Annotated in this window: 20 protein-coding genes; 17 read left to right on the plus strand and 3 right to left on the minus strand. The window is 35.1% G+C overall.

The window, feature by feature from the left end; genetic code table 11:
* Positions 1 to 6 precede the first annotated feature (6 nt).
* From A2530_RS06675 to A2530_RS06685, 3 genes are all read right to left on the minus strand, one after another.
* The gene (locus tag A2530_RS06675) at positions 7 to 495 is read right to left on the minus strand and encodes a hypothetical protein (RefSeq protein WP_294884925.1); all 489 of its coding nucleotides are present in this window, start codon (positions 493 to 495) and stop codon (positions 7 to 9) included.
* A gap of 19 nt (positions 496 to 514) precedes the next feature.
* Positions 515 to 835, minus strand: coding sequence for a thioredoxin (gene trxA / locus A2530_RS06680; protein WP_294884924.1), 321 nt, complete (start codon positions 833 to 835; stop codon positions 515 to 517).
* A gap of 75 nt (positions 836 to 910) precedes the next feature.
* Complete coding sequence (locus A2530_RS06685; protein WP_294884923.1) at positions 911 to 1690, minus strand: histidinol-phosphatase; 780 nt, start codon at positions 1688 to 1690, stop codon at positions 911 to 913.
* Between the two features lie 88 nt (positions 1691 to 1778).
* On the opposite strand from A2530_RS06685, the gene A2530_RS06690 reads away from it, so the two are divergent.
* The 17 genes from A2530_RS06690 to A2530_RS06770 all read left to right on the plus strand — a co-directional run bounded on the left by A2530_RS06690 (position 1779) and on the right by A2530_RS06770 (position 22333).
* Positions 1779 to 2495 (plus strand): chemotaxis protein, encoded by a 717-nt coding sequence (locus tag A2530_RS06690; RefSeq protein ID WP_294884921.1) that lies wholly within the window; start codon positions 1779 to 1781, stop codon positions 2493 to 2495.
* Positions 2495 to 3787, plus strand: coding sequence for a peptidase U32 family protein (locus A2530_RS06695; protein WP_294884919.1), 1293 nt, complete (start codon positions 2495 to 2497; stop codon positions 3785 to 3787). The genes A2530_RS06690 and A2530_RS06695 overlap by 1 nt, the downstream gene beginning before the upstream one ends.
* Positions 3788 to 3843: 56 nt before the next feature.
* Positions 3844 to 4341 (plus strand): 5-(carboxyamino)imidazole ribonucleotide mutase, encoded by a 498-nt coding sequence (purE, locus tag A2530_RS06700; protein WP_294884918.1) that lies wholly within the window; start codon positions 3844 to 3846, stop codon positions 4339 to 4341.
* Between the two features lie 27 nt (positions 4342 to 4368).
* Positions 4369 to 4839, plus strand: a complete 471-nt coding sequence (locus A2530_RS06705) for a DUF3972 domain-containing protein (RefSeq protein WP_294884916.1) — start codon at positions 4369 to 4371, stop codon at positions 4837 to 4839.
* Between the two features lie 104 nt (positions 4840 to 4943).
* Positions 4944 to 5801, plus strand: coding sequence for a DUF89 domain-containing protein (locus A2530_RS06710; protein WP_294884914.1), 858 nt, complete (start codon positions 4944 to 4946; stop codon positions 5799 to 5801).
* A gap of 68 nt (positions 5802 to 5869) precedes the next feature.
* Complete coding sequence (glyQ, locus tag A2530_RS06715) at positions 5870 to 6751, plus strand: glycine--tRNA ligase subunit alpha (RefSeq protein ID WP_294884912.1); 882 nt, start codon at positions 5870 to 5872, stop codon at positions 6749 to 6751.
* 78 nt (positions 6752 to 6829) lie between these two features.
* Complete coding sequence (gene dcm, locus A2530_RS06720) at positions 6830 to 8143, plus strand: DNA (cytosine-5-)-methyltransferase (RefSeq protein WP_294884910.1); 1314 nt, start codon at positions 6830 to 6832, stop codon at positions 8141 to 8143.
* Between the two features lies 1 nt (position 8144).
* Positions 8145 to 8756, plus strand: a complete 612-nt coding sequence (locus A2530_RS06725) for a BglII/BstYI family type II restriction endonuclease (protein ID WP_294884908.1) — start codon at positions 8145 to 8147, stop codon at positions 8754 to 8756.
* Positions 8753 to 10990, plus strand: coding sequence for an AAA family ATPase (locus tag A2530_RS06730; protein ID WP_294884906.1), 2238 nt, complete (start codon positions 8753 to 8755; stop codon positions 10988 to 10990). Before A2530_RS06725 ends, A2530_RS06730 begins: the two co-directional genes overlap by 4 nt.
* Before the next feature lie 91 nt (positions 10991 to 11081).
* Positions 11082 to 14039, plus strand: a complete 2958-nt coding sequence (locus tag A2530_RS06735) for an EAL domain-containing protein (RefSeq protein ID WP_294884904.1) — start codon at positions 11082 to 11084, stop codon at positions 14037 to 14039.
* A 30-nt stretch (positions 14040 to 14069) separates the two neighbouring features.
* Positions 14070 to 14945 (plus strand): TIGR01777 family oxidoreductase, encoded by an 876-nt coding sequence (locus tag A2530_RS06740; RefSeq protein ID WP_294884902.1) that lies wholly within the window; start codon positions 14070 to 14072, stop codon positions 14943 to 14945.
* The gene (locus A2530_RS06745) at positions 14945 to 18298 is read left to right on the plus strand and encodes an EAL domain-containing protein (protein WP_294884900.1); all 3354 of its coding nucleotides are present in this window, start codon (positions 14945 to 14947) and stop codon (positions 18296 to 18298) included. The genes A2530_RS06740 and A2530_RS06745 overlap by 1 nt, the downstream gene beginning before the upstream one ends.
* 47 nt (positions 18299 to 18345) lie before the next feature.
* On the plus strand, positions 18346 to 18918 hold the full coding sequence (gene amrA, locus A2530_RS06750; protein ID WP_294884898.1) for an AmmeMemoRadiSam system protein A: 573 nt from the start codon (positions 18346 to 18348) through the stop codon (positions 18916 to 18918).
* A gap of 28 nt (positions 18919 to 18946) precedes the next feature.
* Positions 18947 to 19735: an AmmeMemoRadiSam system protein B gene (gene amrB, locus A2530_RS06755; protein WP_294884897.1), complete on the plus strand. Its 789-nt coding sequence runs from the start codon at positions 18947 to 18949 to the stop codon at positions 19733 to 19735.
* Positions 19728 to 20045, plus strand: a complete 318-nt coding sequence (locus tag A2530_RS06760; RefSeq protein ID WP_294884895.1) for a cupin domain-containing protein — start codon at positions 19728 to 19730, stop codon at positions 20043 to 20045. The genes amrB and A2530_RS06760 overlap by 8 nt, the downstream gene beginning before the upstream one ends.
* Before the next feature lie 38 nt (positions 20046 to 20083).
* Positions 20084 to 21112 (plus strand): DUF475 domain-containing protein, encoded by a 1029-nt coding sequence (locus A2530_RS06765; protein WP_294884894.1) that lies wholly within the window; start codon positions 20084 to 20086, stop codon positions 21110 to 21112.
* 144 nt (positions 21113 to 21256) lie between these two features.
* Complete coding sequence (locus tag A2530_RS06770; RefSeq protein WP_294884892.1) at positions 21257 to 22333, plus strand: CNNM domain-containing protein; 1077 nt, start codon at positions 21257 to 21259, stop codon at positions 22331 to 22333.

Raw genomic sequence — 22333 nt, forward strand, 5'->3', positions numbered from 1 at the left:
TACCTTTTATTGCAAATCTTTTATTTTATTTGATAACTCATTTAAATTATCTAGTTTTCGTATCATACTATCTTGTTTATAAATCTGCTCTTTTGTTTTCTTTATAAAAAAAATAGATGGGATTTCATAGATGTTGAATCTTTGAATAAAACCTAACGATGTTTTTGTGCCGGATCTTAAAAAGGTTGTGTATTTACTATTTTCATGCACTTCATTATAGTAATCTATTGCAAGGATTGGATAATTGAGGTTTGTCTCAGCAATAAGCTTGGCGCTTTTTTTATCTTTAGAACTATAAAATATTACTATGTATTTGTCTTCAAATGGAGTAAAAATATCTTTTTTCTCATAAAAGATAAACTCTTTAAAATCAATAAACTTATACTCTGAAAACTTGTAGTTGAAGTAGGCAAAGGCAGCAGCTATCATAGCTGCACCAAAGAATGATGCTAGCAATGTAGATAAAGAAAAGAGGCTTCTGCCTCTCCCAGACACTACACTACTCTTTAAATTATTACGCTAAAAGAGCGTTTATTTTCTCTGCTAAAGCAGCTTTGGATTGCGCTCCAACAACTTGATCAACCATTTTACCGTCTTTAAAAAACATGATTGTTGGGATAGAACGAATACCGAATTTAACAGCAATATCTTGCTCTTCATCAGTATTCACTTTACAGATTTTAGCTTTGCCTTCGTAATCATCAGCCAACTCTTCGATTACTGGAGCAATCATACGACAAGGTCCACACCAAGGTGCCCAAAAATCTACTAACGATACACCTTCTTTTAAAGTTGCTTCAAAATCTGAACTAGTTAATTCTATATATTTGCCCATTATTATTTCCTTATTTATTTTAAGTTGAAACATTATACAAGTCTAACTCTTTAAAATTGCTTTATGATCTATTTATTAAAATTTTATAAACTCTCTTTTCCTTTTACGGTAAAAAACACATTCGTTATATCCTGCATCTTTTGCCATTTTAACTGCTTCGTCGTTAAAGATTCCTACTTGCTCCGGTTTATGTGCATCAGATGCAAAAGTTATAGGAATATCAAGTTTTTTTGCCTCTTTTAAAAGCGATAAAGATGGATAAGCTTCTCCTATCGGCTTTCTAAATCCTGCAACGTTTATCTCAATTGACATGTCGGCTTTTTTTATTGCCACAAGAGCATTTTTTGCTATTTGATTGATGTCTGATTTTGGCATAAACTTAAAAATTTTGATTAAGTCTAAGTGTCCTACGATATCGAATAATTCTGTTTTTGCCATCTCTTCAATTGCACTGAAATATTTCTGCCAAATCACATCTATGTTCTCATTTTCATATCTGCCGATAAATTCAGGATTGTCAAATCCCCACTCATTAATAAAGTGAACAGAACCTATTAGATAGTCCACATCTGCATTTAAAACTCTATTATCCATGTGGTTTTTTAGATAATCTACTTCATAGCCTAAAAGTATTTCTATCTTATTTTTATATCTTTCTTTAGCTATCAAAACAGCGTCTTCATAGTTTTTCATCTGTTCAAAATCAATACGATATTTTTTATCGAAATTCATTGGCGCATGTTCTGAAAAACCAAAATATTTTGTACCGCACTCTATGGCTTTTTCAACGTATTCAAAGATTTCGCCTTCTGCATGATTACAAAGTTTTGTGTGATTATGTAAGTCTATTATCATCTTTTTGATTCTCATATTTATATATTTTTATGATATTATAGTGCTAATAATTAAATTTAGCTAATTTTGCAAGTATGGAGAATTGTTTATGACTCAAGAAGAACTTGATGCCTTAATGAGTGGAGATATTGAAGACCTAGAATCTTTAAGTGATGATATCAGTCATGATTCAAAGGATGATGCTGATATTGAAGAAGAGTTTGAAGAAGAACCCAAAGAGTTAAAAAATAGTTCTGATAAACCCGCTGGTTACTCAAAAGAGACTGCGCATCACTGGCCTCTTCCTGCAACAAATGAAAATAAGATGGTTCATCAGCTTGATGACGTTACAAAAGAGAGTGAAGAAAAAGCAAGTGAAATATTTGATTTAATAGAAAATGTTTCAAATGAATTAATGGAAAAAGAAGAAAATCTAAACAGTGTTATAGAAGTATTAGAGAGCAATATTAAACTATTTACTACATTGAGTGAAAAATTTCCTGATGTTGAAGCTTTCTCAACTCAATTGGAAAAAAATACAGCTGCATTAGATGAGGCTACTCAATCATTAGAAACATTGCAATCAAGCGGTGAATCGATAATGAGCGTTATGGATATAATGCAGTATCAAGATATCCATCGTCAAAAAATAGAGAGAGTTATAAACGTTATGCGCGCACTTTCTAACTATATGAATTCTCTTTTCGAGGGTAGAATAGATGATGATAAAAGGGTCTCTTCCGCTCAGCATATCCTAGGGGATACCCATAACGACACGGCGTCAAATGAAGATATAGAAGCTCTTTTGGCGCAGTTTGGAAACTGATGCAAAAAGTTGAATTATTATCTCCAGCGGGAACATTGGAGAAACTAAAAATTGCGATTGATTTTGGTGCTGACGCAGTTTATGGCGGAGTAAGTCACTTCTCTCTTCGTATTCGCTCAGGCAAAGAGTTTAGTTTTGAAGAGTTTGAAGAGGGAATCGCGTACGCACATGCAAGAGGTAAAAAGGTTTATGCGACGATAAACGGGTTTCCTTTTAACTCGCAACTTAGCCTTTTAAAAAAGCATATTATAAAAATGGCGGAATTAAAACCGGATGCTTTTATTGTTGCGACTCCAGGTGTTTTAAAGCTTTGCCATGAGCTTGTTCCTAATATGCCGCTTCATCTCTCAACACAAGCCAATGTAATGAATGTTCTTGATGCAAAAGTCTATTATGATATGGGAGCTACTCGAATAATCACGGCTAGAGAGATATCTCTTCGTGATTTGGTAGAGATAAAAAAAGAGCTTCCTGATTTGGAGTTAGAGGTTTTTGTTCACGGTTCTATGTGTTTTGCATATAGTGGGCGATGTCTTATCTCTACTCTTCAAAGCGGACGTGTACCAAACCGCGGAAGCTGTGCTAACGACTGCAGATTTCCTTATGAAATGTATGCGGCAAATCCTGAAACGGGAACACTTTTTAAGCTTGAGGAAGATGAGGGTGTCGGTACCTACATTATGAACTCAAAAGATTTGAATCTTGCTTCACATGTAAAAGAGATTTTAGATAGCGGTGCCGTGGATTCTATTAAAGTAGAAGGTCGTACAAAAACTGCTTATTATGCGGCTGTTACCGCAAAAGCATACAGAATGGCAATTGATGATTACTATAACGGAATAAACGATGTAGAAAAATATCAATATGAGCTTAACTCTCTTCAAAATCGCGGTTATACGGATGCCTATTTAATCTCAAGACCGTTTGAAAAACATGACACACAAAGCCTTGACTTTACAATGCAACTTGGTACTCATCAAGTTAGCGGAGTAGTAAATGAAGAGGGAACACACTTTTTATGTAAATATAAAACCTTGCCTTATGATGAGCTTGAAATTGTAGCTCCTCTTGATTCGAAGATAGATACAGTTGATAATGAGATAGGTACTACTTATGAGAGAGATGGAAAAGTTTATATGAAGTTAAAACAGCTCTTGGCTGAGAATAAAAAAGTATGGGATGAAGTTCACAGTGGAAATACAAACCCTATAACACTTCCTGTAAAATTTCCTCCATATACATTTTTGAGAATTCCATCGCATGAAGATATGGGGACATATCCAAAAGTTTAACTTATTTAAAAACAGCTATGATATAATCTGTCATCAAAAATAAGGAAAGTAGCTAAATGAAATTTGTTTCAATTGTAATAGGAAGTAAAAGCGATTATGAGATTATGAAGTCTTGTTCAGATACGCTTGAGGCTTTCGGTGTTAAGTATGAGATGATTATATCTTCTGCTCACCGTTCACCGGAGAGAACTAAAGATTATATAATCAAAGCAGAAAAAAAAGGCGCCAAGGTTTTCATTGCAGCTGCAGGAATGGCAGCGCATTTAGCCGGTGTGCTATCTTCAAAGACAATTAAACCGATTATCGGTGTTCCTATGAGCGCATCTGCTCTTAGCGGCATTGACGCACTTTTATCTACTGTTCAAATGCCTGCCGGAATGCCTGTTGCTACTGTAGCCATAGGTAAAGCAGGAGCAATAAATTCTGCTTATTTGGCTATGCAAATTTTAGCACTTGATAATGAAGAACTTGAGATAAAACTAAAAGAAGACCGCATAGCAAAAGCTAAAAAAGTAGAGATGGATTCTATGGAGATCGAAACTATTATATCTTAAATAGTTTATAGCAAAAAGGGGCTTTAAATGAAGTGGATGAGTGACGAAGAGTATATGGAACTTACGGGGCTAGATATATCGGCTATTGATGATTTGGCACATAGAGGCAAACTTACAATAAAAGTAGAAGGCGGAGTCAGATATATAGACCCTTCTAAAGGCTCCGGAGAAGTTGTTCCCGTTCAGCTTAGAGAACTCTCAGCTAGAAATACAAAAGAGATGTTGGTACAGCCTCAATTTGTTGAAAAAACAATAGGCACTATAATAAATCTTCATGAAAAAGTCCTTGATGCAAAAGATGAGACTCTTGCCGCAGTCAGAGTTGAAAATGAGTTTTTAAGAGAAGCTCTGGCTTCATTGCAAGAACTTTACGATGAAGATAGAAAAACAATACACACCCTTCAAGAGCAGTTAAAACTTTCACAACAAGAGGTTGAGTTTATGAGAAGAAAATATAAACTTATGTGGAACAAAGCTATTGAAGAGCATACTACATGATAGCCTATAATGAGCAAAGCTCATTATAACGGTAGGGACTAAAGTCCCTACAACCCCCTAAAGCTACAAAAACAAGTTTTTGAGAAATAAAAGGTTTATAAAGTATGACTATTGATGAGGCTTGTGTAGGCTGTATAATAAATCAAAGTGCTAAAGTGGCAAATGCCATACATGCATCAGAGTCGCTTTCAAATGAGCTTATATCTACCGTCACGGATATGAGTAAATTTTTCTCTTTTAATGATGCTCCTCCTGAAATTGCCTCTTATGTTTATGAAAAAATGGCACAAATTGCAGGTAAAGTTGACCTTTACGATGAGGTTAAAGAACATTCTACAAAAAAAGCCCTCTCCTTTATACCTCTGTTAAAAGAAAAACTATCATCTTCAAATAATAAACTCTTAAGCGCAGTTAAAATAGCAGTTGCCGGAAATGTAATAGATTTGGCGGCCGAAGTTGAATTTGATTTGCAAGAGGAACTTGAAAAAATATTTGACACCGATTTTGCATATAATGATTTTGATTTGCTTGAAAAACAGCTAAACAATGCTAAATCAGTTTTGATTATGGGCGATAACGTCGGAGAGCATATATTTGACTACATGTTAATTGAATATTTAAAAGAGTTGTATCCACATGTCAAATATTCGTACATGGTTAGAGGAAATCCAATCATAAATGATGTGACTATCAAAGAAGCAAAAGAAGCAGGGTTTGATAAAATTTGCGAAATAGTTGACAGCGGCGTAAATACTCCGGGTTTTGTTTATGGCAGAGCAAATTCTTACTCAAGAGAACTTTTTGACAGCACAGACTTGGTTATAAGCAAGGGTATGGGAAATTACGAATGTATGAGTCCTTCTCATAGGAAAAATATCTGCTTTTTACTAAAGGTAAAGTGCAATGTTGTGGCAAACTCACTTGGCAAAGAGGTCGGGGACATAGTGTGCAAAATGGCATAATCTTTTAATAAATCTAACTTTTAACTCAGCTTGGTATAATTACGCAATAATAAAATTAAGGTACATTAATGATAACTTTTAGCGAAATGCTACTTAAATTACAGGAATTTTGGATGAAGCAGGGTTGTAATATCGTTCAGCCTTATGATATTCCTGCAGGTGCGGGAACTTTTCATCCTGCTACATTTCTTCGCTCACTTGATTCTACTCCGTGGTCTGTTGCCTATGTCGCACCTTCACGCCGTCCGACAGACGGAAGATACGGAGAAAATCCAAACAGACTTGGAAGTTACTATCAGTTTCAGGCACTTATAAAACCATCACCTGACAATATTCAAGAGCTTTACTTAAAATCTCTAGAGTATCTCGGTCTTGATGTTTCACAACATGATATTCGTTTTGTTGAAGACAATTGGGAATCCCCGACACTAGGTGCTTGGGGACTTGGTTGGGAAGTTTGGCTTAACGGTATGGAAGTTACGCAGTTTACTTACTTTCAACAAGTAGGCGGTATAGAGTGCAGTCCCGTTGCAGTTGAGATAACTTACGGAACAGAGAGACTTGCTATGTATTTGCAAGGTGTTGATACGGTTTTTGACATTATCTGGGGCGAAAACGAGCATGGAAAAACCTACTATCGCGATGTTCATAAAGAGGGCGAAATAGAGTTTAGCAAATACAACTTTGAGGTTGCAGACACTGACATGTTATTTGCTGATTTTAACGCAAAAAGCAGTGAATGTCTTCGTACTCTTGAAGCTGGACTTCCTCTTCCTGCGTATGATTTGTGTATGGCGGCTGCAAATACTTTTAATGTGCTCGATGCCAGAAAAGCGATTTCACAAACAGAGAGACAAAACTACATATTAAAAATTCGTGAACTATCAAAAGGATGCGCAGAGCTTTATAAAGCGCAAGAAGAAGATAGAAATAATAGGGTAAAGGCGTAAAATATGGCAATTTGTCATACTTTTAAATAGAATTTATTTTTCAAGTTACTATTTTTCAAATTTTATTTGGAGAGTAACATGAAAATACCAAATTTATTCACATATAACTACAAAGATGATTCAAATATGAATATGCAAATTTCGCAATTATCACAGATTAAGACCATCGAACTCTTCGCAGGGGTAGGTGGATTTAGACTTGGTTTAGAAAAAGCTAATTCAAAAAATAAGTTTTACTCGATAGTATGGAGTAATCAATGGGAACCATCTACAAAAACTCAGCATGCATCAGATGTTTACTGTGCTAGATTTGGATATGAAAATCACTCTAATGAAGATATATCAACAGTAAAAGTCTCTGATATTCCTAATCATGATTTATTGGTCGGTGGATTTCCCTGTCAAGACTATTCAGTGGCTAGCACTCTTAAAAATTCCCATGGAATCGTCGGAAAAAAAGGGGTTCTTTGGTGGGAAATTTATAGAATATTGGAAGAAAAAAAAGAGAATGCCCCAAAATATTTAATGCTAGAAAATGTTGATAGACTTTTAAAATCACCCGCTTCTCAAAGAGGTAGAGATTTTGCGATTATTTTATCTTCACTCAATGCACTTGGCTATGGTGTTGAGTGGAGAGTCATCAATGCGAGTGAATATGGAATGCCGCAAAGAAGAAGAAGAATTTTTATACTTGCATACAAAAATAGCACAAATTTTTTTAATACCCTCAAATCAGATACACCCTCAAATATATTAAATAAATCAGGGCTCTTTTCCAAAGCATTTCCAATACAAGAGGTAGAAAATAAAATTTTTTCATCTAAACTGAGTGATGATTTAGTTGATATTACAAACAATTTTAACAAAAAAACTCCAAAGCAAAATGCTTTTTTTGAAGCAGGCTACATGATAAATGGAGTCTATTATACATCAAAATATGAGCCGAACTACAGTGGAAAAACTTCAGTATTAGGTCATTTTTTAGAAGATGAAAAAGATGTGCCAAAAGAGTTTTATATTAGTGATGAAGAACTTGAAAAATGGAAATACCATAAAGGTTCAAAATCAATTGAAAGAGTAAATAAAGCGACAGGTCACAAATATAATTACAGTGAGGGAAGTATGGGCTTTCCCGATTGTTTAAGCAAGCCTTCACGAACAATTATTACAGGAGAAGGTGGAGCGAGTGCTTCAAGATTTAAACATGTAGTACATGTAAATGGAAAACATAGAAGATTAACCCCTATAGAACTTGAGCGGTTAAATATGTTTCCGGATAATCATACGGCAGGAGTAAGTGATAGCAAAAGAGCTTTTTTAATGGGAAATGCTTTAGTAGTTGGAATTGTTGAGAGACTAGGGAAAATATTAATAAAAGAAATTGGAGAATAAATTGAAATATAAAATAAGATCTTATAGATATGGTGAATTAATTTTAGTAAATGAACCAAAATATAAAGATAAATGGGAAGAATTATTACTTGCAATTTCGTCAATTAAAGATAGTGAAATAATAGAGGCGCATGAATCAAATAAAAGAGTACCAAAAGGTTTGTCTATAGCTTTAAATAAAGTTTTAAAAGAAAAACTAACTTCAATAGGATGGATAGCAGAATCTAAAATATTTAATGATAATGAATATTCTAATAAATCATGGAGATTAGATTTTGCAAATGAAAGTATGTCTATAGAAGTTGCTTTTAATCATGGCGAGGCAATTGCATGGAACCTTGTTAAACCTACAATAGCAAGTGAATTAAATCATGTTGTAAAAGAAATACAAACTGATATCGCGATTGTAATTTGTGCTACAAAAGATTTAAAAACTAAAGGTGGATTTGATGGAGCTACTGGGGAGTTTGAAAAATTTGAAAGATATTTAGATCCATTAAGAGGATTATTAACAATTCCAATGGTAATTATAGGATTAGAAGCACCTGAAACATTTATAATAGAACATGAAACTGAAGGTAAAAATAAAAGAGGTATTGTCAAAAGAATATGACTGAAACCATTATAGGACAAATCGACAAAATACTCTTTGAGGACGAGGCATTTTTTATAGCCGTACTAAAAACAGGTGAGAAGGTTAGCGGTTTATATCACGAGAGCGAAGTAAAGCATATAAAAGGCTCTGCCGTAACGCTTAAAGGTGTTTGGGAAGAGCATAAAAAGTACGGTAAAACTTTCAAATTTGACTCCATCAAAGTAAATCAAAATCAACTATTTTTCTTTTTAAACAAAATTGTAAAAGGTTTTACAAAACAGCTATCGGCAGAGCTTATTGAGCATTTTGGCAGTGAAAAACTCATTGATATTTTAGACAACGACATTGAGAGACTTTTGGAGTTTAACGGTATAAAAGAAAAACGCTTAAAAAAGATTCAAGCTTCTTGGAAGAGGTTTCGTTCCATGAGAAAACTCGGCGAATTTTTAGCTCCTTATGATGTTTCTCAAGCACTTCTTACGACAATCGCAACTGCCATGAAAGATGTGGATGAGCCTTGTGCAAAAATAAATAACAATCCATATATCCTTACTTCCATAAACAGCATTGGGTTTAAAAGAGCAGATGAACTTGCGCTTAAAATGGGTGTTGCGAAAGAGGATGACAACCGTATAAGTTCTGCTATGGATTATGTTCTGCTTAACTACTGCGAAGCGCAGGGAAACAGCTGTGTAGCAAAAGAGATACTCTTTGCAGGGTTAAATGAACTTCTTGGATTTAGTGACAAATATTACCTTTATGAAGCCGCTCTTATAGAGAGGGTGGGCGAGGGAAGTATAGTTGTCATGAAAAATGAAAGGGTGTCTCCATCTCGTCTTTATGATTCTGAAAAGTTCTTATATGATGATTTTAAAGTAAGAGCAAAAAAAGATAGCGGGGGATTTGTTAAAAACTTAGATGAGTTTTTAGACTCCCATGAACTCAAACTTGGAGAGCAGCAAAAAGAGGCGGTTGCAAAGATAAATGACGGTGCTTCTTTGCTTTTTTTAGTCGGTTATGCGGGAACAGGAAAAAGTACGACTTCAAAAGCAATTCTTGATTTATTAAATACGAAGTACGACAAAAAAGAGATTATTACATGTGCTCTCAGTGGTATAGCATCACAGCGCATTGCAGATACGACAGGTTATGAGAGCGGAACTATTCAGTCTCTTTTGGTTAAGTTTGAAGATAGAGATGAGTTTCCATACTCCGTTGTACTCATAGATGAAGCTTCCATGATAAACTCATCTTTGTTTGCAAGGCTTATTAGAAAAGTAGGTAAAAATGCAATAGTCGTAGTCGCAGGAGACGATGCACAACTCCCGCCAATCGGTGCAGGAAACGTGTTAAGCGATGCTCTTGCTTTAGAATTGGCTCCTATCGTAAAACTAACAAAAATTTACAGACAGAGCGAAGATAAAGCCATAACCATCATAGCAAACGATATAAGAACGGGCATCGTGCCTGATTATAAAAGAGAGTATGATGATTTTGAGTTTATAGATGTAAGCATGACAAACTACTATGCGCTGAAAAATCAGCTCTCCCAAAGCCAACTACATGATATGCGTGAAGAAAATTCAAATCATATTATCAGCGAAATTGTGCATAAAGTTATAGAGTCGATTGAAAAAGCAAGGTACAGGCTAAACAACAAGCAGATAAAAGAGTATCTCAACTATTTTCAAGTTATTACACCAATGAAAGGCGGGACTCTAGGCTCAAACAATCTAAATAGTGTTTTGCAGGAGTATTTCAATCCAAATCCCAAAAAGTGCGTAAAAAAAGGTGGGGCCGAGTTTAGACTTATGGATAAAGTCGTTCATACAAAAAACGAAAATATGACTTCATGGAGCGGCGAAGGTTTTAAAACGAGCGAAGACTCTTCTCAAAGACGAATTTTTAACGGAATGAGCGGACTATTATTTAAGATTGAAGAGGATGATGAGCAGGTATTTGTTTTTTATCCAAACGAAGATGTCGTGGTAGTTTACGATTATGAAGAGGTAAAGTCTTATCTTATGTTATCTTATGCTTTGACAATACACAAAGTTCAAGGTATGGAGTATGATATAGTGGTGATTCCTATGACATTTTCACACTACATTATGCACAATACAAAGCTTATCTATACAGCCGTTACAAGAGCAAAACATAAATGCATTATCATAGGCGAGAGCGGGGCATTTGAGAGTGCATGTAAAAAGCTTGAAATAACGCGCAGGGATACGGTATTATTGGAGTTATAATACAATATAAAATTGTTAAAGATTATTAAAGCAATCAGTAGATAGTATTGATAAATATTATTTTTATCAAAGCTCAATAAAAGGCTGTTCTATGTCGAAAAATAGAAGATGGAGAAAGGATGACTTAGATACGATAGATGTTGCAATGGCTATTTTAAGCCCGATAGGTTCAATACTTTTGTTTAACAAAGAGTTTGAAAAAACTTTTAATAGTGTTCCGGATATAAGTGAGAAAAACTGGTTTGATTTATCATTGTTGTCTGATAAAAAAGAGAGTACAGTAAATTTGTTTAAGCGCGCCATGTCGGCAGAGGCTAGCGCGATAGAAGATCTTCAAAAAATGCGTATAACCCAAAAGTATGCAGAAAATTTTGTGACTTGGGAAATTTTCGTACTTCAAAATAGTGAAAATATCGTAGAAGGTGCTTTATGCGTAGGCATAAACAGTACAAAGCAGATAGAGACTCAAAATAGTTTAAAATCTGAAAGTGAAGAACAACGTGCGCTCAACTCCATTTTACATGTAAGCTTAGAAAACATCTCCCTAAAAGAGCAGTTGGAGAGAGCACTCGATATACTTCTTTCTTTGTCATGGCTTACTATAAGAAGCACCGGCGGTGTATTTTTGGTTGATAAAAAAAGTGATACGCTTTTATTAACCGTAGAACACGGACTTAATCCTGCACTTTTGACTTTATGTGCCAAAGTGCCGTTTGGTCGCTGTTTATGTGGACGTGCTGCCGAAACAAAAGAGATTCAGTATGCCGCATGTCTGGATAAGCGCCATGAGATTAGATATGATGGTATTCAACCGCATGGACACTACAACATACCTATAGTCTCACAAAACAAGGTATTGGGAGTTATAGTTTTATATTTAACTCACGGACATGAAAAAGATGAGAGAGAAATTATGTTTCTTGGCAGTGTCGCAAGCACGTTTGCTCTTTTAATAGAACGAAAACAATTGGAAGAGACTCTTTTGCTATCTGCAGCAGTTTTTGAAAATACTACCGAAGGCGTCATAATTACCGATACCGATGAAAAAATCATTTCTACAAACAAAGCGGTTTTCGATATTACCGGTTATAAAAATGATGAAATTATTCAAAAACCTATTTCGATTCTTAAATCAGAGCGACATGATGAGGATTTTTACCTTGAGATACAAAAAACAGTTGCCAAAACAGGCAGTTGGCAGGGCGAGGTTTGGAACAGACGAAAAAACAAAGAGATATATCCTCAGTGGCTAAATATAAGTGTCGTAAAAGATGCAAAAGGAGATGTATCTAACTATGCTTGGGTGTTTTCGGATATAAGTGCTATTAAAGAGTCTCAGCAAAAACTTGACCATCTTGCCCATCATGATCCTCTTACGGGTCTGCCGAATCGATTACTATTGGATGCTCGTATGACCCAGTCACTCTCAAGAGCACGCCGCAATAAAAATAAGATAGCCGTTATGTTTTTAGACCTTGACCATTTTAAAAACGTAAATGATACATTAGGACATCCAGTAGGAGATTTGCTTCTTCAGGAGGTATCAAGCCGTTTACTAAGCTGTGTCAGAGAAGAGGACACGGTATGTCGTCAGGGCGGAGATGAATTTATAGTTATACTTGAAGAGTTGCATGATTCACACTTTGCAAGTGACGTTGCACAAAAGATAATTCTCTCCTTAGCAGAAAAATATTATCTTCAAGGACATGAGGTTTTTGTTACATGTAGTATAGGAATAAGCCTTTTTCCTGATGATAGTGAAGATATGACTACGCTCTTTAAGAATGCCGACAGTGCACTTTACCGTGCTAAAGAACAAGGGCGCAATACATATCAGTACTATACCGATGAGCTGACTAATAATGCAATGCAGAGAATGCATATGGAAAATGGACTAAGAAATGCGATAGGGCGAAATGAGTTGATTTTATATTATCAACCTCAAGTCGATCTCTACAGCGGTAAAATTGTCGGTGTTGAAGCACTTGTTCGTTGGCAGCATCCAAAAGAGGGTTTGCTTCAGGCAGATGAGTTTATCCCTCTTGCTGAAGAGACAGGACTTATTGTCCGTATAGGAGAATGGGTTCTTCGCACTGCATGTAAATGTCTTAAATCATGGATTGATAAGGGACTCCCTAAATTAAAGATGTCCGTAAATATATCGGCAGTTGAGTTTAATCAAAAAAACTTTTCAGAAACGGTAGCAAAAATACTCACTGAAATCGGGTTGCTAGGAGAGTATTTAGAGCTTGAGCTGACAGAGAGAATAGTTATGAGAGATGCACAAAGTTCTATAAATATAATGAGAGAACTTAAAAAAATCGGTGTATCATTTTCTATAGATGATTTTGGAACAGGCTACTCATCTCTTAGTTATCTTAAACGCTTTCCTATAGATAAAATAAAAATTGACAAATCTTTTATCAGTAATATAACTACCGACTCGGAAGATGCCGCTATTTCGCAAGCCGTTATTTCAATGTCTCATAGTATGCACCTAAAAACCGTTGCAGAAGGGGTAGAAACCCTTGAGCAGCAGGAGTTTCTACGCTCACGACAATGTGACGAGATTCAAGGGTACTATTTTAGTTATCCTCTGCCGGATAGTAAAATGCAGGAGCTTTTAGATAACGGAAGCAAGATAGATATAGGTAAGTTGCAAAAAAAAGAGAAAGTTCTTTTAATAGTCGAGGATAATAAAAATATAAGTAATAAACTTGAACATATATTGCAAGTTGACGGATACAAGATGCTTCACGCATCAGGCTCACGCGAAGCTCTTGATATAATGGCAACAAGCAATGTTCACATTATTATAGTAGATCAAGATTTGTCGGAAGTGGAAGGGGTTGAGCTTTTAAGAAAAGTTAGAAAGCTCTATACAAATACTATACGCATACTGCTGACTTCGTATGATAATCCTAAAATTATCGCAAGAGCCGTTAATGAGAGTGCCGTACATAAAATTATCTCTAAATCATTGTCAAATGATGAGCAGATGTTAAAAGATATCAGGGCAGCTTTTATTTATGCTAATGGTTTAGCATAGTAATTTAAATATTTAAAAAAGGAGTTTAACATGTCGATAGGAAACAGACTTAAAGTTGTTATCTGCGGTAAAAGCGGATTGGTCGGTTCTAAATTAGAGGATTTTTTTAAATCAAATCATAATGATATCATAGGCTTAAAAGTGCGGCATGACACAGATATAGAAGATATCGCAAAAGAGCTGGAGAAGTGTGACATCTTAATAAACTTAAGCGGTACGACAATCTTGGCTAGGTGGAGCAGTGAGTACAAAAAAAATTTATATACAAGCCGTATAGATACGACAAAAAAACTAATAGATGCGATTTCTTTATGTAAAGATAAGCCAAAATTGCTTTTAAGTGCCTCAGCCGTGGGTATTTATGACTCAGTTCATTCTCATGATGATAAATCTCAAAATTATGCGGATGATTTTTTATCTCATCTTTGCAGAGATTGGGAAGAAGAGGCAAAAAAAGCAGAGAACTTTAAAGTCAGATCGGTTCAGATGAGGTTTGGTGTAATATATGCCAAAGAGGGCGGAGCTATGGATAAAATTTTGCCCCCTTTTAAAATGGGAGTAGGCGGGAAGTTAGGAAGTGGAAAACAGATAGTTTCATGGATACATATAGACGATTTGGTAAGGGCAATAGAGTTTATTGTAAAAAATCCTGAAATTACAGGTTCAGTAAACTTTACATCCCCAAATCCTCTCTCAAATGAGAATCAGACAAAAATTTTAGGTAAAATTCTAAATCGTCCTACATTTTTTAGTGTTCCTGTTTTTGTATTGAAACTAATATTTGGAGAAGGCTCTGTTGTCATGCTTGATTCAAAAGAGGTCTATCCTACAAAACTGCTTGAGCATGGATTTGTATTTAATTATGAAAAATTCGAGGATGCCATAAAAGATATAGTTGGAAAATGATGTTTAAAAAGTATATGTTCAAACAAGAAAATATTGACGCCATAGATATTGCTTTTGCAATCTTAGACAATTTTGGAAAAGTACGGCTTTTAAATAAGCAGTGCAGAGATGTTATGAATGATAAGAGCGATGTGTTAATAGGTAGAGATTGGTTTGAACTTTTCTCTTTTAATGAAAAACTAGAAGATGTTAAAAGGTTATTCAATCGTTTTTTATCAGGCGATTTGGATGCCCTTTTGCTATTGCAAGATATTGAGACAAAATCTTTAAAAAATAATTTGATAAGTTGGAAATTCTCTTTAATAAGAGATGAAAACAATACTATAGAGTATCTTCTTTGCCTTGGGATAGACATCACGACACAAAAACATATACAAGAGAGTCTGTATCTTGAGAGTGAAGAGCAAAGCGCACTAAACTCCATTTTAACCTTAAGCCTCGAAGATATCTCTTTAGATAAGCAGCTAGAGAATGTGCTAAAGATACTGCTTGGTTTGTCATGGCTTCCTATTGCTTCAAAAGGCGGCATATTTTTATCTGATAACAAAGCCAAAACATTGCTTCTTAAAGCACAGGTAGGGTTAGATGAAGAGATACAGAGTGCTTGTGCAGAAATTCCTTTTGGTTACTGTTTATGCGGTCGTGCGGCTCTTAGCGGCGAAGTTCAGTATGCATGCTGTTTAGATAAACGACATGATGTTAGATTTGAAGGGATGGAGGCTCATGGGCATTATAATATACCGATTCTATCCAAAAATGGTGTTTTAGGAGTTATAGTAATATATTTAAAACACGGTCATGTTCAAAAAGACAAAGAGATAAGGTTTTTAAAGAGTGTGGCAAATACTTTATCAGGACTTATCGAACATCATAGAATTAAAGAGGAGTTATATAACAGTCGTGAAAAACTTTCAGATGTGCAGAAGCTTGCAAATCTCGGCGGAATAGAGTGGGATATAGAAAGTAATGAGATATTGTTCTCTAATGAGGCAAAGTTGATTTTAGGCATAAGCAGTGAAGCTAAAAATCCGACTTTTGAAGATTTTTTAAATAATATACATGTAAATGATAAAAATAGAGTTAAAGATGAGGTAGAAAAGGCTCTTAAAAATAAAAAACCATTTAATGTAGATTACACTATTTTAAAGCCAAACGGATTTAAACAAGTGATTCGCAGTTATGCAAAACCGATAATTGATGATATCGGAAAAGTTATCCGATTAAGCGGAACAATTCAAGACATAACAGAGAGTAAACATATGCAAGACATGCTATCTCAGTCTGCAACTATATTTGAAAATACGAGCGAAGCCGTTATTATTACCGACGCTAGCGGAGAGATTATTTCAATAAACAGAGCATTTACGGATATAACAGGTTACGCTTTGGATGAGTTAATCGGTAAAAAAGTGTCAATATTAAAATCCAAAAAAAATGGTGCAAAGTTATATGAAGAGATACTCAATAAGATAGATACAGTAGGAAATTGGCACGGCGAAATATGGAGTAAGCGAAAAAACAAAGATGAGTATCAGGAGTGGTTAAACGTAAGTATCGTAAAAAATGCGGATGGAGAGATTCTCAATTATGTAGGAATTTTCTCAGATATCACTGCTGCTAAGGAATCACAAGAAAAGCTAGATTATATCGCCCATTATGATTCTCTGACAGGTTTGCCGAACAGACTTCTTTTAAATGCGAGAGTTGAACAATCACTTGCAAAGGCGCGCAGAAACAATACTCTTCGCGCACTGCTCTTTTTTGATTTGGACTACTTTAAAAACGTAAATAATACCTTTGGACATCCAACAGGTGATTTACTCCTTATTGAAGTCTCCAACAGGCTAAAGAGCTGTGTGCGGGAAGAGGATACCGTAAGTCGTCTTGGAGGCGATGAATTTGTTATTTTGATAGAAGATATGGAAAATCTAGATATCGCGGGAAATATTGCGCATAAAGTTATTAAAAAACTCTCCGAAAAATATGTTATAGAAGGGCATGAGATTTTTATTACATGTAGTGTTGGAATAAGTATATTTCCAAACGACGGCAATGACGTAAATACACTATTTAAAAATGCAGATATTGCTCTTTATCGTGCAAAAACAAGAGGGCGAAATACTTACGAATACTACAAAAAAGAGCTCTCGATTCGTGTAATTGAGCGTATGATAATGGAGAACAACCTCAGATATGCTCTTGAGCGAAATGAGCTTAGTCTATATTATCAACCGCAAGTTGATTCATATAGTGGGCAGATTATAGGTATGGAAGCTCTGCTTCGTTGGTTTCATCCCAAAATCGGATTTATACAGCCTGATGTTTTTATTCCTCTTGCCGAAGAGACGGGACTTATTATACCTATCGGGGACTGGGTATTAAAAACGGCATGCTCGACTCTCAAATCATGGATAGATAAAGGGTTACCGGCAATAAGAGTGGCAGTAAATCTATCGTCACGTCAGTTTAACCAGCCAAATCTTGTGCAAATTATTACGGATATACTTAGAGAAACAGCCCTTGATTCTCGATTTTTAGAGATTGAACTAACAGAGAGAATAGTTATGGAAGATGTAAAAAAATCTATAAAGATGATATCGGAGCTTAAAAAACTTAATCTTGAATTTTCAATAGATGATTTTGGAACAGGCTACTCATCTCTTAGCTATCTTAAGAAATTTCCTATTAACCGCATAAAAATCGATAAATCGTTTGTTGATAATATAGTAAATAACTCAGAAGATGCCGCAATTTCTCAAGCAATAATATCAATGTCGCATAGTATGAATTTAAAAACTATCGCCGAAGGGGTAGAAACTGCCGAACAATTTGAGTTTTTGCGTTTAAGAGAGTGCGATGAGATACAAGGATACTATTTTAGCCGTCCGCTGCCTGAGGCGGATATGCAAAAGTTGTTAGAAGGTGGTACAAAAGTGTATAGCCATCTTATCGCAGACAAAGTGGATAATCAGCTTTTAATTATCAGTAACGATGAGAATGCAGTGGAATTAATTATAAATACTTTAGATAGTGATGATTATAATATTTTTGTCGCTTCAACTTATGAAAAAGCTATGAATTTATTGGCGCTTAAACATATTGAGGTAGTGATTTGCGATCAAAAAATGTATAAAAATGAAGGCATAGAACTTTTTGCTAAAGTATATAAGTCCTACCCGAATATTATGCGCATTTTGCTTATTGATACTCATGATGAAAATGCTATGATTAAAGCAGTTAACAAAAGTTCTGTTTATAAAATTATCTCTAAAGAGTTTATCGAGAGAAAGCTCAATGAGTATGTTAAAAGTGCATTTTTATCTAAAAGAAACGACATGTTAAAGAGCAAATAAAGTTCAAAGTTGTAAAATATTTTAGCTAAAAAAAGGAGTTGTTTGTAATGTTGGACTCTATTTTACTTAGAATTGCAAAAAGTGCAATAGTCGAGAAGTTTGATGCATCGTATTTGTTTGATAAAAAAAGGTTGATTGAAGAGTATCCGTTTTTAAAACAACAAGGTGCGGCTTTTGTAACTTTAAAGTATGATAATAATTTACGTGGATGTATAGGTTCTATAGTCGCTCATCAAACGCTCTACGATGATATTTTTCACAATGCCGTCTCTGCTGCATTTCATGACCCTAGGTTTAGGCCGCTACATGTAGAAGAACTCTCTCATCTTAATCTTGAAGTTTCTGTTTTAAGCGAGCCTGAAATTTTAGAGTATGGGGATTTTGATGATTTATGCAATAAAGTACGTCCAAAAATAGACGGACTTATTTTAAAATATGGCTCTTATCAAGGAACTTTTTTGCCGCAGGTTTGGGAGCAGTTGCAAACACCGAAACTCTTTTTGGAGCATTTGAGTATAAAAGCAGGAGCAAATCCATCTATATATGAAGAGCATCCGAGCATTTACAGATATAGAGTTGATGCCATTGAAGAAAACTTTGACGAAATAGAGCCGATATAACTATTAAAGATAATTAAGGAGTCGCATTATGACAAGGAAGATGAGTGTAGCGGGTACTTTTTACCCTGCAAGAGCTGTTGAACTTGAGAGATATTTTGAACATTTTAACGCTGCTTATGATGAAGATAGAGAAATTCCGGCGATAAAAAGCAGACTTGTGATTGTTCCTCATGCAGGGTATATTTACTCAGGATATACGGCAAATATTGCATATAGAGTTTTACAAAACAGCGGGGTTAAAACTTTTGTAGTTATCGGTCCTTCTCACAGAGTAGCATATACGGGAGTTAGTCTTTGCGATTTTAGTGCCTATGATACACCTTTTGGGGAGATAAAACCTGCAAGCGAACTTGTTGAAAAACTAAAAAGCAAGTTTTCGTTTGTAAGTCTAACTCAAGCACATGCAGAACACAGTACGGAAGTTCAGTTCCCTTTTTTAAAACATTACATAGAGGGTGTAAGTTTGGTCGAACTTATTTACAGTTATGCAGATGCAAAATATATATCTAAAATTATAAATTACCTTTTAGAACAAGATGATATAGGCGTTATTATAAGCAGCGATTTGAGTCACTTTCACACTCTTGAAGAAGCAAACAGAATCGATAATATCTGTGTAAAAGCAATAGAGAAACTTGATATTGATATACTTTACGGCGGATGTGAAGCTTGCGGCAATATAGGCATAGAAGCGGCAATTTTAAGTGCAAAAAAATTAGGTCTTTCTTCACATGTACTTGATTATAGAACAAGTGCGGATGCGAGCAACGACACAACCAGGGTAGTAGGTTACGTAAGCGCATGTTTTTATGAGTAGCAATATATTTCAAAATATTCCAAAGCACTTAGAAGAGGAGTTTTTTGAAGAGCTAATCTCAAAAAACGGCGTAAAAATAGAGAGAATTGTCTCTTTTGGACACACTACAAAAGAGTTTGAGTGGTACGACCAAAGCAGTGATGAGTGGGTAATACTCCTTAGAGGAGAAGCTATTTTATCTTTTGAAGATGAAGTTGACGTAAGACTCTTTAGCGGAGATTATATCAATATTCCCGCGCATAAAAAACATAGAGTATCGTGGACAAAAGAGGATAGCGAGACTATTTGGTTGGCTGTACACTATAAATAGTGTACAATTCCGAATCAATTTTAAAAAGGTCTGTTTTATTGAAATATTTTAAATTCTCTTTTATTTTTACGTTCATAGCTTTGCTTATTGCAGGATGGTGGGGCTATAAAACGGGAGGTTATGTAAATGCTTTAAATCTAATATTTATAGCTATTATTCTTGGGCTTATGGAAGTCTCCCTCTCTTTTGATAATGCCGTTGTAAACGCTTCTATTTTAAAAACATGGGATGAGTATTGGAAAAGGCTTTTTTTGACGGTGGGAATTATTGTCGCCGTTTTTGGAATGAGGCTTCTTTTTCCTCTTGTAATAGTTGCTCAAACGGCTGATTTAGGACTTTTGGAAGTTTGGAACTTAGCACTTGACAATCCTGCCGAATATTCAAGCAACCTCGTTGCTCATCATGCTGAAATATCTGCTTTTGGCGGTATGTTTTTACTGCTTGTTTTTCTTAACTTTATGCTTGATGAAAATAAAGATATCCATTGGTTTGAAGTCGTTGAGCAGAAGCTTGGGTTATTAGGAAAAATTGAGTCTATCTCCATTTTTATCTCTCTTATTACTTTAATGATATTTGTCTCTTTTATAGAACAAGATAGTAAATTAGTCGTACTTACGGCAGGACTTTGGGGAATTATTATATATGTAGGCGTCGATATAATAGGCGTTATATTGGAAAAAGAGGAGAGCGACCCTGTGGTTGCTGATACGATTAAAAAAGGAAGTATAGGCGGGTTTTTATATCTAGAAGTTTTGGATGCTTCTTTCTCTTTTGACGGTGTAATCGGTGCTTTTGCAATAACTAAAGATATCGTAGTTATTATGATTGGGCTTGGAATCGGAGCTATGTTTGTCAGGTCTTTGACTATATATCTGGTTGAAAAAGGCACTCTTGATGAGTATATTTATTTAGAACACGGCGCTCACTACGCAATAGGAATTTTGGCTTTAATTATGCTTTTAGGTATGAAGTTTCATATACCTGAGATTTTTACGGGACTTATAGGAATAGCTTTTATAGCGCTGTCGATATGGTCATCTGTAAAAAAAAGAGTAGAGTTATCTTAAACGAAACTCTATTTTTTAAGCTTGAAACCAAGCCGTATCCTAAAATATGATATAATTGCGCTCGAAAAAAATAAAGGAAATTTTAATGACCCAAAGCGACCCGGCCTCGCGTAGTTTTACCCCTGTTCCAGTAGGAATCTTTCTATGACTCTACTGATTATTTATCTCTCAGTCGCTATCTTAATATCGTTTCTTTGCTCCATTTTAGAAGCAGTTTTGCTCTCAAGTACCAACTCCTACATAGAGAGTTTGTCTAAAAATCACAATGAAAACTTAGTTAATAAACTAAAAGATTTAAAATTAAATATCGATAAACCGATATCTTCTATCCTCACGGTTAATACATTTGCACATACTATGGGAGCTGCGGGTGTCGGTGCGCAAGCTCAAATTCTTTTTGGGCAAGAGTGGCAAGCTCTTGTTGCTTTTGTTGTAACACTTGTAATTTTATATCTTTCAGAGATTATTCCTAAAACTATCGGTGCACTTTATTGGAAAAAGCTATTAGTTCCATCGGCATACGTAATTTCGTTCTTAGTAACAATAAGCACCCCTTTTACATGGGTATCATCTTTTTTAACTAACTATATTTCAAGAAACAAAAAGCATCAAAGTAATTTTTCGCGTGATGAGATTATGGCTGTTGTAGCAATGGGCGAAAAAGAGGGAGCTATTCTTAGCAAAGAGAGTGACCTTATAGAAAATCTTCTAAAACTAAAAAATATCAAAGCAAAAGATATTATGACGCCAAGAAGCGTAGTTTTTGCTCTTCCGGCATCTACAACCGTAGAAGAAGCTATAGAAGACGACCGTATGTATATATATTCACGAATTCCTATCTTTAGAGATACGCTTGACGATATCGTCGGTATGGTTTTTAATCAAAAAATTCTTGAAGAGAGCAATGAAGATCATGATAGTCTAAAACTAGAAAATATTTCGCATGAAGTTCATATGGTTTCTGAAAATCTTCCCGTTCCGACATTGATAGACCAGTTTGTAAAACGTAAAACACATCTTTTTATAGTTTATGACAGTTACGGACAAACAGTCGGCGTAGTTACTCTTGAAGATGCGATTGAGACACTTTTAGGGGTTGAGATTGTGGATGAGATGGATGAAATCGAAGATATGCAGCTTTTTGCAAAAGACAGAAGCAAACAGTTTCAAGACCGCATGAAAATAGAGAGAAAAAAACTTGAAAAAGCTAAAATACAGTAG

The organism is Sulfurimonas sp. RIFOXYD2_FULL_34_21, from assembly GCF_001830805.1.
GTDB lineage: Bacteria > Campylobacterota > Campylobacteria > Campylobacterales > Sulfurimonadaceae > Sulfurimonas.

What these genes read in the sequence shown, in the direction of transcription:
- dcm (WP_294884910.1), top strand. Translation starts at nt 6,830, where the DNA reads ATGAAAATACCAAATTTATTCACATATAACTACAAAGATGATTCAAAT.
- A2530_RS06690 (WP_294884921.1), top strand. Translation starts at nt 1,779, where the DNA reads ATGACTCAAGAAGAACTTGATGCCTTAATGAGTGGAGATATTGAAGAC.
- A2530_RS06745 (WP_294884900.1), top strand. Translation starts at nt 14,945, where the DNA reads ATGTTTAAAAAGTATATGTTCAAACAAGAAAATATTGACGCCATAGAT.
- A2530_RS06705 (WP_294884916.1), top strand. Translation starts at nt 4,369, where the DNA reads ATGAAGTGGATGAGTGACGAAGAGTATATGGAACTTACGGGGCTAGAT.
- glyQ (WP_294884912.1), top strand. Translation starts at nt 5,870, where the DNA reads ATGATAACTTTTAGCGAAATGCTACTTAAATTACAGGAATTTTGGATG.
- A2530_RS06730 (WP_294884906.1), top strand. Translation starts at nt 8,753, where the DNA reads ATGACTGAAACCATTATAGGACAAATCGACAAAATACTCTTTGAGGAC.
- A2530_RS06735 (WP_294884904.1), top strand. Translation starts at nt 11,082, where the DNA reads ATGTCGAAAAATAGAAGATGGAGAAAGGATGACTTAGATACGATAGAT.
- amrA (WP_294884898.1), top strand. Translation starts at nt 18,346, where the DNA reads ATGTTGGACTCTATTTTACTTAGAATTGCAAAAAGTGCAATAGTCGAG.
- purE (WP_294884918.1), top strand. Translation starts at nt 3,844, where the DNA reads ATGAAATTTGTTTCAATTGTAATAGGAAGTAAAAGCGATTATGAGATT.
- trxA (WP_294884924.1), bottom strand. Translation starts at nt 835, where the DNA reads ATGGGCAAATATATAGAATTAACTAGTTCAGATTTTGAAGCAACTTTA.
- A2530_RS06740 (WP_294884902.1), top strand. Translation starts at nt 14,070, where the DNA reads ATGTCGATAGGAAACAGACTTAAAGTTGTTATCTGCGGTAAAAGCGGA.
- A2530_RS06770 (WP_294884892.1), top strand. Translation starts at nt 21,257, where the DNA reads ATGACTCTACTGATTATTTATCTCTCAGTCGCTATCTTAATATCGTTT.
- A2530_RS06685 (WP_294884923.1), bottom strand. Translation starts at nt 1,690, where the DNA reads ATGATAATAGACTTACATAATCACACAAAACTTTGTAATCATGCAGAA.
- A2530_RS06710 (WP_294884914.1), top strand. Translation starts at nt 4,944, where the DNA reads ATGACTATTGATGAGGCTTGTGTAGGCTGTATAATAAATCAAAGTGCT.
- A2530_RS06695 (WP_294884919.1), top strand. Translation starts at nt 2,495, where the DNA reads ATGCAAAAAGTTGAATTATTATCTCCAGCGGGAACATTGGAGAAACTA.
- amrB (WP_294884897.1), top strand. Translation starts at nt 18,947, where the DNA reads ATGACAAGGAAGATGAGTGTAGCGGGTACTTTTTACCCTGCAAGAGCT.
- A2530_RS06760 (WP_294884895.1), top strand. Translation starts at nt 19,728, where the DNA reads ATGAGTAGCAATATATTTCAAAATATTCCAAAGCACTTAGAAGAGGAG.